11 protein-coding genes are annotated in these 13,348 nt (G+C 48.4%); 10 read left to right on the forward strand and 1 reads right to left on the reverse strand.

Going from position 1 to position 13,348, the window contains the following annotated elements:
* Positions 1–12: 12 nt before the first annotated feature.
* The 7 genes from ftsW to lpxC all read left to right on the forward strand — a co-directional run bounded on the left by ftsW (position 13) and on the right by lpxC (position 8,192).
* Positions 13–1,209: a cell division protein FtsW gene (ftsW, locus tag T411_RS0103970; protein ID WP_000480004.1), complete on the forward strand. Its 1,197-nt coding sequence runs from the start codon at positions 13–15 to the stop codon at positions 1,207–1,209.
* Entirely contained in the window at positions 1,196–2,257 is a 1,062-nt protein-coding gene (gene murG, locus T411_RS0103975) for an undecaprenyldiphospho-muramoylpentapeptide beta-N-acetylglucosaminyltransferase (RefSeq protein WP_001038923.1), read from the forward strand. Before ftsW ends, murG begins: the two co-directional genes overlap by 14 nt.
* A 13-nt stretch (positions 2,258–2,270) precedes the next feature.
* Positions 2,271–3,731: a UDP-N-acetylmuramate--L-alanine ligase gene (gene murC / locus T411_RS0103980; RefSeq protein WP_000152805.1), complete on the forward strand. Its 1,461-nt coding sequence runs from the start codon at positions 2,271–2,273 to the stop codon at positions 3,729–3,731.
* Positions 3,732–3,912: 181 nt separating this feature from the next.
* Positions 3,913–4,695, forward strand: coding sequence for a cell division protein FtsQ/DivIB (locus T411_RS0103985; protein WP_000608980.1), 783 nt, complete (start codon positions 3,913–3,915; stop codon positions 4,693–4,695).
* On the forward strand, positions 4,688–5,950 hold the full coding sequence (gene ftsA, locus T411_RS0103990) for a cell division protein FtsA (RefSeq protein ID WP_000169466.1): 1,263 nt from the start codon (positions 4,688–4,690) through the stop codon (positions 5,948–5,950). Before T411_RS0103985 ends, ftsA begins: the two co-directional genes overlap by 8 nt.
* A 30-nt stretch (positions 5,951–5,980) precedes the next feature.
* Positions 5,981–7,177: a cell division protein FtsZ gene (ftsZ, locus tag T411_RS0103995; RefSeq protein ID WP_000462806.1), complete on the forward strand. Its 1,197-nt coding sequence runs from the start codon at positions 5,981–5,983 to the stop codon at positions 7,175–7,177.
* Between the two features lie 97 nt (positions 7,178–7,274).
* The gene (gene lpxC, locus T411_RS0104000; RefSeq protein WP_000621097.1) at positions 7,275–8,192 is read left to right on the forward strand and encodes a UDP-3-O-acyl-N-acetylglucosamine deacetylase; all 918 of its coding nucleotides are present in this window, start codon (positions 7,275–7,277) and stop codon (positions 8,190–8,192) included.
* 104 nt (positions 8,193–8,296) lie between these two features.
* On the opposite strand, the gene T411_RS0104005 is transcribed toward lpxC, so the two are convergent.
* Entirely contained in the window at positions 8,297–8,770 is a 474-nt protein-coding gene (locus tag T411_RS0104005; RefSeq protein ID WP_001204646.1) for a DUF721 domain-containing protein, read from the reverse strand.
* Between the two features lie 353 nt (positions 8,771–9,123).
* Between T411_RS0104005 and secA the strand changes: the two genes are divergently transcribed.
* The 3 genes from secA to dapB all read left to right on the forward strand — a co-directional run bounded on the left by secA (position 9,124) and on the right by dapB (position 13,307).
* Entirely contained in the window at positions 9,124–11,835 is a 2,712-nt protein-coding gene (secA, locus tag T411_RS0104010; protein ID WP_000628943.1) for a preprotein translocase subunit SecA, read from the forward strand.
* Between the two features lie 149 nt (positions 11,836–11,984).
* Positions 11,985–12,383, forward strand: coding sequence for an 8-oxo-dGTP diphosphatase MutT (gene mutT, locus T411_RS0104015; RefSeq protein ID WP_000821181.1), 399 nt, complete (start codon positions 11,985–11,987; stop codon positions 12,381–12,383).
* A 114-nt stretch (positions 12,384–12,497) separates the two neighbouring features.
* Positions 12,498–13,307 carry a 4-hydroxy-tetrahydrodipicolinate reductase gene (gene dapB / locus T411_RS0104020; protein WP_000251590.1) on the forward strand — a complete coding sequence of 270 codons (810 nt, stop codon included), beginning with the start codon at positions 12,498–12,500 and terminating at the stop codon, positions 13,305–13,307.
* The last annotated feature ends 41 nt before the right edge of the window (positions 13,308–13,348 follow it).

Below are 13,348 nucleotides of genomic sequence, written 5' to 3' on the forward strand. Positions count from 1 at the left end.
TAGGTAAGTCACTTGTTTTTATCCGGATCTTTCACAAAACTGAGCCACTGGTTGAGAACCTCCTCACCAGAGGCGCTGTTTGACCGTCAATTGGTCTGGATTGCTTTTGGCTTGATGCTGATTGGTTTGGTGATGGTGACATCAGCCTCATTTCCCATCAGTTCTCGCCTAACCGATCAACCGTTTCACTTTATGTTTCGTCACGCCATCTTTCTGCTGTTGGCTTTTCTCACCTCAAGCATGGTGTTACAAGTCCCTCTAGATCGTTGGATGAAATACAGCTCGTTACTACTCGGCATCTCCTTTTTCTTATTGATTGTCGTACTGGTCGTGGGCAAATCGGTCAACGGTGCATCACGTTGGATCCCGCTCGGTCTTTTTAACCTTCAGCCAGCGGAAGTGGCTAAGCTGTCACTGTTTATCTTTATGTCCGGTTATCTGGTGCGCAAGCATGATGAAGTACGACAGACTTTCTTTGGCGGCTTTTTAAAACCTATCATGGTGTTTGGTACGCTCGCGGTGTTGCTGCTCGGTCAGCCGGACTTAGGTACCGTGATCGTAATGCTGGTGACACTGTTTGGCATGCTGTTTATTGCCGGCGCGAAACTCTCTCAGTTTTTGGCCTTGATGGTGGCAGGAGTGTTAGCGGTGGTCGCGCTGATTGTCGCTGAACCTTATCGTGTACGCCGTGTAACCTCGTTTTTAGATCCGTGGGAAGATCCCTTTGGTAGCGGTTACCAGCTGACTCAATCCTTGATGGCGTTTGGCCGCGGTGAGTGGTTTGGTCAAGGATTAGGCAATTCGATTCAAAAACTCGAATATTTGCCTGAAGCGCATACTGACTTTGTATTCGCCGTCTTGGCCGAAGAGCTTGGCTTTATCGGCGTGGTATTAGTGCTCGTGCTGATTTTCAGTTTGGTACTGAAAGCGATTTTTATCGGCAAAAAAGCCTTTCAACATGATCAGCAGTTTGGCGGCTACCTCGCGTTTGGCATCGGTATTTGGTTTGCGTTTCAGACCTTAGTGAACGTCGGTGCGGCAGCGGGTATGGTGCCCACCAAAGGCTTGACCTTACCACTGATCAGTTACGGTGGTTCCAGTTTAATTATTATGTCAGTGGCGGTGTCGATTTTACTGCGCATCGATCATGAATGCCGTTTAGCGGATCGCCACGCACCAGAAGAAATCACAGTTGATGAACAAGAATAAAAAATTAATGGTGATGGCCGGAGGAACCGGCGGTCACGTATTTCCCGGTTTGGCTGTCGCCAAACAACTACAGCAACAGGGTTGGCAAATTCGTTGGTTGGGAACGGCTGACCGAATGGAAGCGGAATTGGTTCCTAAGCACGGCATTGAGATTGACTTTATTCAAGTCAAAGGGCTGCGCGGCCAAGGGCTGATGCGCTTACTCAAAGCACCTTTCCAAATTGTGAACGCGATTTTGCAAGCGCGCCGCCATTTGCTGGCTTATCAGCCAGATGCAGTACTCGGCATGGGCGGTTATGTGAGCGGACCCGGCGGGATTGCCGCTTGGTTAATGGGTATTCCAGTGGTGTTGCATGAGCAAAATGCGGTTGCTGGGCTGACTAACCAATGGCTGGCTAAAATTGCACGGCGTGTATTTCAAGCCTTCCCCGGAGCATTTGCTGACGCGCCTGTGGTGGGTAACCCAGTACGTCAAGATGTCGTACAACTTGCCGCGCCAGAGCAGCGTTTTGCCACGCGTAACGGTGCCATTCGAATTTTAGTCATGGGTGGCAGCCAAGGTGCCCGTATCCTAAACCAAACCTTGCCAGCGGTGATGGCGGCATTAGGTGAGGGTTATGAAATCCGTCATCAAGCCGGTAAAAACAGCCAACAAGACGTGGCTGAGGCTTATGCTGCTGCTGGAGTGGAAAGCGCGCAAGTCACCGAATTTATTGATGATGTGGCAGATGCATACGCTTGGGCGGATCTGCTTATCTGTCGCTCTGGCGCATTGACCGTCTCAGAGGTCTCAGCGGCGGGCGTTGGGGCGATTTTTATCCCTTTCATGCACAAAGATCGCCAGCAAGCACTCAACGCTGATCATTTAGTGGCTTGTGGAGCCGCCAAAATGATTGAGCAGCCCGATTTGAGTGTGGAAAAGCTCACCCAGATGGTGCGCGAACTCGATAGAGCACAATTATTGTCCATGGCACAGAAGGCGCGCCAAGCCGCCAAATTAGATGCTGACAAGGTGGTGGCGCAAGCGATCATCGCCATTACCGAATAACGAGAACAGAATTATGACGATTAAACATACCCAAGACCTCGCCCAAATTCGCGCTATGGTGCCAGAGATGCGCCGTGTAAAAGCGATCCACTTTATTGGCATTGGCGGGGCGGGGATGAGCGGGATTGCGGAAGTGCTGCTCAATGAAGGCTATCAAATTTCAGGCTCCGATCTGGCCGCGAATGCGGTCACTGACCGTTTAGCTGACAAAGGCGCGACCATTTTTATTGGTCATGAAGCGCACAATGTTGCTCACGCAAGCGTGGTCGTGGTCTCGACGGCTATTAATGAACAAAACCCTGAAATCCAAGCGGCGCGTGAAAAACGCATCCCGATTGTTCGTCGTGCTGAAATGTTGGCAGAGCTGATGCGTTTTCGCCACGGTATTGCGGTCGCGGGAACTCACGGTAAAACCACCACGACGGCACTCGTCACTCAGATTTATTCTGAAGCCGGATTGGATCCGACCTTTGTGAATGGTGGTTTGGTGAAAAGCGCTGGCACCAACGCACGTTTGGGCTCTAGCCGCATTTTGATCGCTGAAGCGGATGAAAGTGATGCTTCATTCTTGCATCTGCAACCTATGGTCACCATTGTCACCAATATCGAAGCGGATCATATGGATACTTACGGCGGCGATTTTGAAAACCTTAAACAGACCTTTATCGACTTTTTGCACAATCTGCCTTTTTACGGCCAAGCGATTTTGTGTATTGATGATCCAGTGATTCGTGAGCTTATTCCGCGTGTCAGCCGCCAAGTGATCACTTATGGATTCTCAGAAGATGCCGACGTGCGCATTGAAAATTACCGCCAGAATGGTCAGCAGGGCCAATTTACCGTGGTACGTAAAGGCAAAGCGAATTTGGATATCACGCTCAATATCCCCGGCCGTCACAATGCGCTGAATGCCGCTGCGGCTATTGCTGTGGCTACCGAGGACGATATTCGCGATGAAGCGATTTTACGCGCAATGGCCAATACGCAAGGCACAGGTCGCCGTTTTGACCATCTTGGAGAGTTTGAAACCGGGAATGGCGTCGCTATGCTGGTGGATGATTACGGTCACCACCCCACTGAAGTTGACGTGACGATTAAAGCGGCGCGTAATGGCTGGGCAGAAAAACGCTTAGTGATGATTTTCCAGCCGCATCGTTACACGCGAACTCGCGATTTGTATGATGATTTTGCCAACGTACTTGAGCAAGTTGATGTACTGCTCATGCTCGATGTCTATGCTGCTGGTGAAAAGCCTATCGCAGGTGCTGATGGGCGATCTTTGTGTCGAACTATCCGCAGCCGAGGCAAAATCGATCCGATTTTTGTTCCGGATAGCCAAACCTTACCTTCGGTGCTTGCCAATATCTTGCAGGATGGTGACTTGGTACTGACGCAAGGCGCGGGCGATGTCGGGAAAGTAGCAAGGCATTTAGCCGCGCTTGAACTCAATATCGGGCGTATGCAACAGATTTAAAACAGCCTAAAGGTTGTCTCATTGGTGAATTCCTTGGTATCAAGCCCAGATTTCTGATGTTGGGTATTTGATACTTTGGATCACCTCAGTATAATCCGGAGGTTAAAGTCATTGCTTTAACCCTCTATGACGCTACGAAATAGGGAATCAAATTGCCAGTCGATAACAGGATCACCGGGCTTTGATCAACAAGGTACTTTTAGAAGGCCAGAGAATCACCCGCTCACCACAAGTTAAACAACATGCCTGTGGTGCGAGTTTTTTTCTGGTGGTGCTATTGCTGATAGGTGGTTTGCTGTATTCGACGATCAGTTGGATGTGGGACGAACAACGTCTGCCTCTCTCTAAACTCGTTTTACAGGGTGACTTACATTATGTTTCTGCTCTCGATGTTCAGCGGGTATTAGCACGCTTAGATCATATCGGGACATTTATGTCACAAGATATTAATGTTCTGCAAGAGAGTGTGCAGTCGATCCCGTGGGTTTCCCATGCATCGATAAGAAAACAGTGGCCAGATACGATTAAAGTCTATTTAACCGAATATCAGGTTGAAGCTCTGTGGAATGCGAATGCGTTATTAGATAAAAATGGCACGGTATTTTATGGCGATATTGCACGAGTAAATGGTGAATACGTCAAATTATATGGGCCAGATGGCACTGCGCCACAAGTATTAAAAGCATGGCGAGATTACAACCCGAAATTTGCTCAGCTAGGTTTAAATATCTCTTCATTAGTATTAAATGATCGACGAGCTTGGCAAATTATTCTCGACAATGGTATTCGTCTGGAATTGGGGAAAGAGTCATTAGAAGAACGAATATCGCGCTTCTTTTTGCTCTATAAACAATTAGGTAATAAAGCTGAACAAGTCAGCTATATCGACCTCAGGTATGATACTGGAGCCGCGGTGGGTTGGTTCCCTGAACAAGAGTTAACACAAGAGAAAAACGATGACTAAGACTGTCGATGACAACATTATTGTTGGTCTGGACATAGGCACTGCCACCGTCTCCGCTCTCGTGGGTGAAATACTCCCTGATGGTCAAATCAATATTATTGGCGCTGGCAGTAGCCCATCTCGCGGGATGGATAAAGGCGGCGTGAACGACCTTGAATCGGTAGTAAAATCGGTCCAACGGGCGATTGATCAAGCGGAGATGATGGCTGAATGTAAAATCAGCCATGTGTTCCTTTCGATTTCTGGACGGCACATTGCCAGCCGTATAGAGAAAGGAATGGGGACGATTTCGGATGAAGAAGTCTCCCAAGAAGATATGGATCGCGCGATCCATACAGCAAAATCGATCAAAATTGGTGAAGAACAGCGTATCCTGCATGTCATTCCACAGGAGTTCACCATAGATTATCAGGAAGGCATCAAGAATCCGCTGGGTTTATCCGGGGTTCGCATGGAAGTGAGTGTGCACCTGATCACTTGCCATAATGATATGGCAAGAAACATTATTAAAGCGGTTGAACGCTGCGGTTTAAAAGTTGAACAATTGGTGTATTCCGGTTTGGCGGCTAGCAACGCAGTGATTACGGAAGACGAGCGCGAGCTTGGGGTCTGTGTGGTTGATATTGGTGCTGGCACCATGGATATCGCCATTTGGACCGGCGGTGCCCTGCGTCATACCGAAGTATTTTCTTACGCAGGCAACGCGGTAACCAGTGACATCGCGTTTGCTTTTGGTACGCCAGTCAGTGATGCGGAAGAAATTAAAGTAAAATATGGTTGCGCACTGAGTGAATTGGTCAGCAAAGACGACACGGTCAATGTACCGAGTGTCGGCGGCCGTCCATCAAGAAGTTTGCAACGACAAACCTTGTCGGAAGTGATTGAGCCTCGCTACACTGAATTAATGGGGCTGGTCAATCAAACCGTGGATTCGGTGCAAGAATCCCTACGCAAAGAAGGCATCAAACACCATTTGGCTGCCGGCGTTGTGTTGACAGGGGGCGCAGCACAAATAGAAGGTTTAGTGGCATGCGCAGAACGCGTATTCCGCAATCAAGTTAGGGTGGGTAAACCGCTGGAAGTGAGTGGCCTTACCGACTATGTAAAAGAGCCGTATCATTCTACGGCAGTGGGATTGCTTCATTACGCAAGAGATAGTCAAATCAGCGACGATACTGAATATCAGGAACCTAAACGACCCTCTATGACAGGTTGGATAGGCCGCTTGCGCAACTGGATACAAAAAGAGTTTTAACCTGAGAGACAGGAAAAACGGAGATAACACATGTTTGAACCGATGATGGAAATGTCTGACGATGCGGTAATCAAAGTCGTTGGAGTGGGTGGCGGCGGCGGTAACGCGGTTGAACACATGGTGCGTGAATCCATCGAGGGTGTGGAATTCATGAGTATCAATACTGATGCTCAGGCACTGCGCAAAACGAGCGTTGGTACTGTTATTCAGATTGGTGGCAATATCACCAAAGGTCTAGGTGCAGGTGCGAATCCACAAGTGGGTCGTGATGCAGCACTAGAAGATAAAGAACGCATTAAAGAATTCCTAACTGGTGCCGATATGGTATTTATCGCAGCAGGTATGGGTGGCGGTACAGGAACCGGAGCTGCACCAGTGATTGCCGAAGTGGCAAAAGAGCTGGGCATTTTAACGGTTGCTGTAGTAACCAAACCTTTCAGCTTTGAAGGCAAAAAGCGTTTGGCTTTTGCTGAGCAGGGAATTGAAGAGCTATCTAAGCACGTTGATTCACTGATCACGATTCCAAACGAAAAACTGCTCAAAGTGTTGGGTCGTGGTATCACGTTACTGGAAGCCTTTGCGAGCGCGAACAACGTACTTAAAAATGCAGTGCAAGGCATCGCTGAACTGATTACTCGCCCAGGCATGATTAACGTCGACTTTGCGGACGTACGCACTGTGATGTCGGAAATGGGTCACGCCATGATGGGTAGTGGTGTTGCAAGGGGTGAAGACCGCGCGGAAGAAGCTGCTGAAATGGCAATTTCTAGCCCGCTGCTGGAAGACATCGATCTTGCTGGTGCACGTGGTGTTCTGGTGAATATTACTGCCGGCCTAGATATGCGACTGGATGAATTCGAAACTGTCGGCAATACTGTTAAGGCGTTTGCTTCTGACAATGCAACTGTGGTTATCGGTACTTCGTTAGACCCTGATATGGCAGACGAAATCCGCGTAACTGTCGTGGCAACCGGTATCGGTAACGAGAAAAAGCCAGATATTACTCTCGTTGCAGGTGGCAAATCTAAAGTTGCACCTGTATCGGCTCCGGTGACTTCTCGCGTGGAAGAGAAAGCGGCACAGCCTTTGCATGAAAGAGTTGAAGTGAAAACTCAACCAGCAGCAGCGCCATCGCACTCTTCGGCAAGTCAGAGTGTCGCGCCAAAGCCAGAAAAAGAGAGCGGATATCTTGATATTCCGGCTTTCCTGAGACGTCAAGCTGACTAAAATATCAGCGTAATTTGACAGTGTTCAGAATTCTGGTAGGATGTCGGTCGGTGTTATGCCGGCCGTTCATTGTGGCTAAATAAATCGAGGCAACTAGATGATCAGACAACGTACTCTGAAAGAAATAGTGAAAACAACTGGGGTGGGCTTACACTCTGGTCGTAAAGTTACGCTGACTCTTCGCCCGGCCGCAGCCAATACGGGGATTATTTATCGTCGTACTGACGTCAACCCACCGGTTGATTTTCCTGCCGATCCGGCTTCTGTGCGTGACACCATGCTTTGTACCGCTTTGGTTAATGATCAAGGTGTACGAATCTCTACCGTAGAGCATCTTAATGCTGCTTTAGCAGGGATGGGGATCGACAATGCGATTATCGAAGTGGATGCACCCGAAATTCCAATTATGGATGGCAGTGCGAGTCCTTTTGTTTACTTGCTGCAACAAGCGGGTATTCAAACACTCAATGCACCAAAACGCTTCATCCGTATCAAGAAACCTGTACGCATTGAAGATGGCGATAAGTGGGCTGAATTTGTTCCATTTAACGGCTTCCGTATGGATTTCGAAATTGAGTTCAACCACCCAGCGATTGATGGCGATGACCAACGCCTCGTGTTTGATTTTTCTTCACAGGGTTTTGTGAAAGAAATCTCTCGTGCGCGTACCTTTGGTTTTATGCGTGATATCGAATATCTGCAATCACAAAACCTCTGCTTAGGTGGTAGCTTTGATTGCGCGATCGTGCTGGATGATTACCGTATCCTGAATGAAGAAGGACTGCGTTTCGATAACGAGTTTGTGACTCATAAAGTGCTGGATGCGATTGGTGATCTCTACATGGCTGGTCATGCGATTGTTGGTGAGTTCCGTGCCTACAAATCAGGCCACGGCTTGAACAACCAACTGCTGCGTGCGGTATTGGCCGATCAAGAAGCATGGGAATGGGCAACCTTCGAAGAAGAAGTGGGTTCACCTGTTGCTTTTGCTGAACCGAACATGGTTCTCGCGTAAGCCATTCAGAAAGAACAATCATAATAAAGCCAGACAGATGTCTGGCTTTATTTTTTCTTTTAAATTCAATGATATTTAAACGCTATTCTGTGAGTGTAACCTGCTCAATCGTCTTTCTGATTTGCTTTCGCTAAACGCGCTAAGCTCTGTAAGCGTTTTTTGACTTTATCAGAAGCTTGATCGGCAATCGCGAGCAGCACATGAGCGGCATGTTCAGAGAGCGGTGGGCGAGGATTTGCCGCCCGAGCATCCTCAGAGGTGATTTTGCTTTGCCGATACAACTCAGGATTGACTCGCACTTCGATACTGATCAAATGGCCAAACCCGTTTTGCCTAAGCTGAGTCAAAATATGTAAACGCTCATAATCGACTTTCATTTTGAGCGCTGCGCTGGCTGCTTCAAGCACCAAATTGCCACCGCGCACATTGGCGGCGCGCACTTGGGTTTTTAAGCCTTTGGGCAGGATGTCTTGTAATTGGCGATTAATAAGCAAAATCGCTTTTGCATGCTCTTGGATCTGCTTGAGTTTGGATGCCTGAATCAACTCATCGGTAGCGGTAGGGCGGTGATCACGCATCGGATTCTCCTTTGGCTGGTGTGACGCTATTCTAACGCGCTTCTTGGCACATCGAAACGTACATCTTAGTTTGCCAAGATGAATTAAAAAGCGCGAGAAACCTTGTAAACATTGGGCTTAGTGCACAAAACCGCAAGCTCGTATTCAACAAATCATAGAGAACCTTGGTTGTTGAGACAAAAATTCCTTAAACTAGGCAGCACTTAATTAACTGCGTGCCTTGAAAATAAACGCTGTCATCACAATATCTCACACAGATGACTTATCTCAGTATCCTTAGTTGAAAATAGGTAGAGACTAAAGACATTCCAAGGTCGATAGACAGCGATTTAGCACAGAGAGATTCACAACAAATGATAACTAAGCTACTGACAAAGGTGATTGGCAGTCGCAATGACCGCACACTGCGCCGTTTACGCAAGATTGTAAAAGAGATTAATAACTACGAACCCGCCTTTGAAGCCCTCTCCGATGAAGAGCTAAAAGCGAAAACTGTCGAGTTCCGTCAACGCATTGAACAGGGCGAAAACCTTGATCAACTGTTGCCAGAAGCTTTTGCCACCGTGCGCGAAGCTTCTAAGCGTGTGTTCGGCATGCGCCATTTTGATGTACAGCTGATTGGCGGTATGGTGCTGCATGGCGGTCAAATCGCTGAGATGCGTACGGGTGAAGGTAAAACGCTAACCGCAACGCTGGCTGCTTACCTGAATGCCCTACCTGGCAAAGGCGTACACATTGTTACGGTCAACGACTACTTGGCCAAACGTGACGCAGAAACCAACCGACCACTCTTCGAATTCTTAGGCATGACCGTGGGTGTGAATATTCCCAACATGCCGCAGCCTGCTAAAAAAGAGGCTTACCAAGCCGACATCCTGTACGGCACCAACAACGAATTTGGTTTTGACTACCTGCGCGATAACATGGCGTTTCGCCCTGAAGATCGCGTGCAACGTGCTCGCTTCTTTGCTGTGGTCGATGAAGTGGACTCAATCTTAATCGATGAAGCACGTACCCCGCTGATTATCTCAGGTCCTGCGGAAGACAGTTCGGATCTCTACATCCGTATCAACAAGTTGATCCCGCTACTGCAAAAGCAAGATAAAGAAGATTCGGAAGAGTACCGCGGTGACGGTCACTTCACCGTGGATGAAAAATCTAAGCAGGTGCATCTGACCGAAACGGGTCAAGAGTTCGTTGAAGAGCTGCTAGTGAAAAACGGCATGATGCAAGAGGGTGATACGCTTTACTCTCCCGCTAACATTAGCTTGCTGCACCACGTTAACGCGGCATTACGTGCGCATGTTCTGTTTGAAAAGAACGTCGATTACATCGTGACACCCGATGGTGAAGTGGTGATCGTTGATGAACATACCGGTCGTACTATGCCGGGTCGTCGCTGGTCTGATGGTCTGCACCAAGCGGTAGAAGCAAAAGAAGGGGTGAAGATCCAGAACGAAAACCAAACTCTGGCTTCGATCACTTTCCAAAACTACTTCCGTCTGTATGAAAAGCTGTCTGGTATGACGGGTACCGCTGATACCGAAGCGTTTGAATTCCAACAAATTTATGGTTTGGAAACAGTTGTTATTCCAACCAACAAGCCGATGGTGCGTAACGATATGCCGGATGTGGTGTATCGCTCTGAGGCGGAAAAGTTTGCCGCGATCATTGAAGATATCAAACAGCGTGTTGAGAAAGGTCAACCTGTGTTGGTGGGTACGGTTTCGATTGAGAAATCAGAATTGCTCTCCAATGCACTGAAAAAAGCAGGCATCAAGCACAATGTTCTGAACGCGAAGTTCCATGAAAAAGAAGCGGAAATTGTTGCTGAAGCCGGTAAACCTGGCGCAGTCACCATCGCAACTAACATGGCGGGTCGTGGTACGGATATCGTATTGGGTGGCAGCTGGCAAGCCAAAGTGGAGAAGCTGGACAACCCAACCCAAGAGCAAATTGATGCGATTAAAGCTGAGTGGAAGCAAGTGCACGATCAAGTGTTGCAAGCGGGCGGCCTACACATCATTGGTACTGAGCGTCACGAATCTCGCCGTATCGATAACCAGCTACGTGGTCGTTCTGGTCGTCAAGGTGATGCGGGTTCATCGCGTTTCTATCTCTCAATGGAAGATACTTTACTGCGTATTTTCACCTCTGATCGTATGGCGGCATTGATCCAAAGCGGTATGGATGAAGGCGAAGCGATTGAGTCAAAAATGCTCTCTCGCTCGATTGAAAAAGCGCAGCGTAAAGTAGAAGGCCGTAACTTCGACATTCGTAAACAGTTGCTGGAATACGATGACGTAGCGAACGATCAGCGTAAAGTCGTTTACGAACTGCGTGATGAACTGATGAGCGCAGATGACATCAGCGACATGATCGCGCAAAACCGTGAAGATGTGCTGAACGCGGTGATGGATGAGTACATTCCGCCACAATCTCTGGAAGATATGTGGGATATCAAAGGGTTGGAAGATCGCCTAAAGAACGATTTCGATCTACCACTACCGATCCAATCTTGGTTAGATGCTGACAACAAGCTGTATGAAGAAGCGCTACGTGAGCGCATCATCGAGCAAGCGGTTGAGGTTTATAAAGCCAAAGAGCAAGCGGTTAGCCCTGCGGTGATGCGTAACTTTGAAAAATCTGTGATGCTGCAAACGCTAGATACACTGTGGAAAGAGCATCTGGCGGCGATGGATCACTTGCGTCAAGGTATTCATCTACGTGGTTACGCACAGAAAAACCCGAAACAAGAGTACAAGCGCGAGTCGTTTGAACTGTTTGAAGATCTGCTTGAGTCACTCAAATCGGATGTGATCACTGTCTTGTCCAAAGTCCGTGTTCAGCAGCAAGAAGAAGTGGAGCGTATGGAAGCTCAACGCCGCGCGCAAGCTGAAGAAGCGGCGCGTCATGCACAAGCGCAACACGCGAGTGCTGATGATGCTGAGCAAGACGAGTCGAACCAGCCAATGGTGCGTGATGAACGCAAAGTGGGCCGTAACGAACCTTGTCCATGCGGTAGCGGTAAAAAATACAAACAGTGTCACGGGCAAATTAACTAAGCCAGTTTCACCTTATTAAATAAAAGAGTCGCTAAGGCGACTCTTTTTATACCCAAACAACTTGAAGTTACAGCCAACACCGCTGTGGCTTTGAGTAGGAAAGGTATACAACTGAAATTCACGTCAGCCAGAAATACAGGAGTCGCCCCTTGAAACGCATCCACATTGTTGCAGGGATCATCTTCAACTCAGATCAGAGCGAAATTTTCATCACCAAACGTCCCGACCATCTGCATAAAGGCGGTTTTTGGGAGTTCCCCGGTGGTAAGGTGGAAGCGGGAGAAAGCCGAGAGCAAGCCATGGTTCGTGAGCTTGAAGAAGAGATCGGCATTACCGTGACGGAGCAACAAGCTTTCCAACATTTTGATTTCGACTATACGGACAAATCGCTGAGCTTCGATTTTATGCTCGTGACGGCTTTTGATGGTCAGCCTCATGGCCGTGAAGGCCAGCAAGGCGGTTGGGTGAAAATTGCCGATCTGGCCAATTACCGCTTTCCTGAAGCGAATGATCCGGTGGTGAAGCAAGTGATTGCTCAATTTGGTTAAGTGGTTTTTTCCTCGCTTGGCCAAGTCGTGAGGCTAGCCAGAGTGGAAGATAGTTGGTAGTTTAAGTCTACAAATTGGAACTGCCTCAAGGCAGTGGAGAATGGAGACAGCAAGATGGTTAGAATTGCGATTGCGGGTGCCGCAGGACGTATGGGACGCAATCTGGTAAAAGCAACACACCAGAATCCGCTTTCCGAATTGGGCGCGGGCTCTGAGCGTCCAGAATCCTCATTAGTGGGCGTTGATATTGGTGAGCTGTGCGGTATTGGTAAACAAGGTATTGTTTTAGTTGATAACCTAGAGCAAGCCGTTGAGCAGTTTGATGTGATTATTGATTTCACTGCGCCTGCCAGCACCTTAGCTAACTTAGCTTTGTGTGAGCAGCATGGTAAAAAACTGGTGATTGGCACAACGGGCTTTACCGATGCTCAGCGCCAAACCATTGAACAAGCAGCAAAGAAGATCCCGATTGTCATGGCGCCCAACTACAGCGTTGGTGTCAACTTGGTGTTTAAACTGCTGGAAAAAGCCGCCAAAGTGATGGGTGACTACTGTGATATCGAAATCATTGAAGCTCATCATCGCCATAAAGTCGATGCGCCTTCGGGTACCGCGATTGGCATGGGCGAAGCGATTGCCCATGCGATGGGTAATCAACTGAGTGATGTGGCGGTGTACGCGCGAGAAGGGATCACCGGTGAGCGTTCACGCAATGAAATTGGGTTTGCCACGATTCGTGCGGGAGACATCATTGGTGAGCATACCGCCATGTTTGCCGATATTGGTGAGCGAGTGGAGATCACCCACAAAGCCACTGACCGAATGACGTTTGCCAATGGTGCAGTCAAAGCCGCCATTTGGCTCGCGGAGCAACCCGCCGGTTTCTACACCATGACCGATGTGCTCGGATTGAATGATCTCTAAATACATAATTATGCGCCAGCGAACTGCTGGCGTTTTTTTTA

Source organism: Vibrio cholerae ATCC 14035 (assembly GCF_000621645.1).
GTDB lineage: Bacteria > Pseudomonadota > Gammaproteobacteria > Enterobacterales > Vibrionaceae > Vibrio > Vibrio cholerae.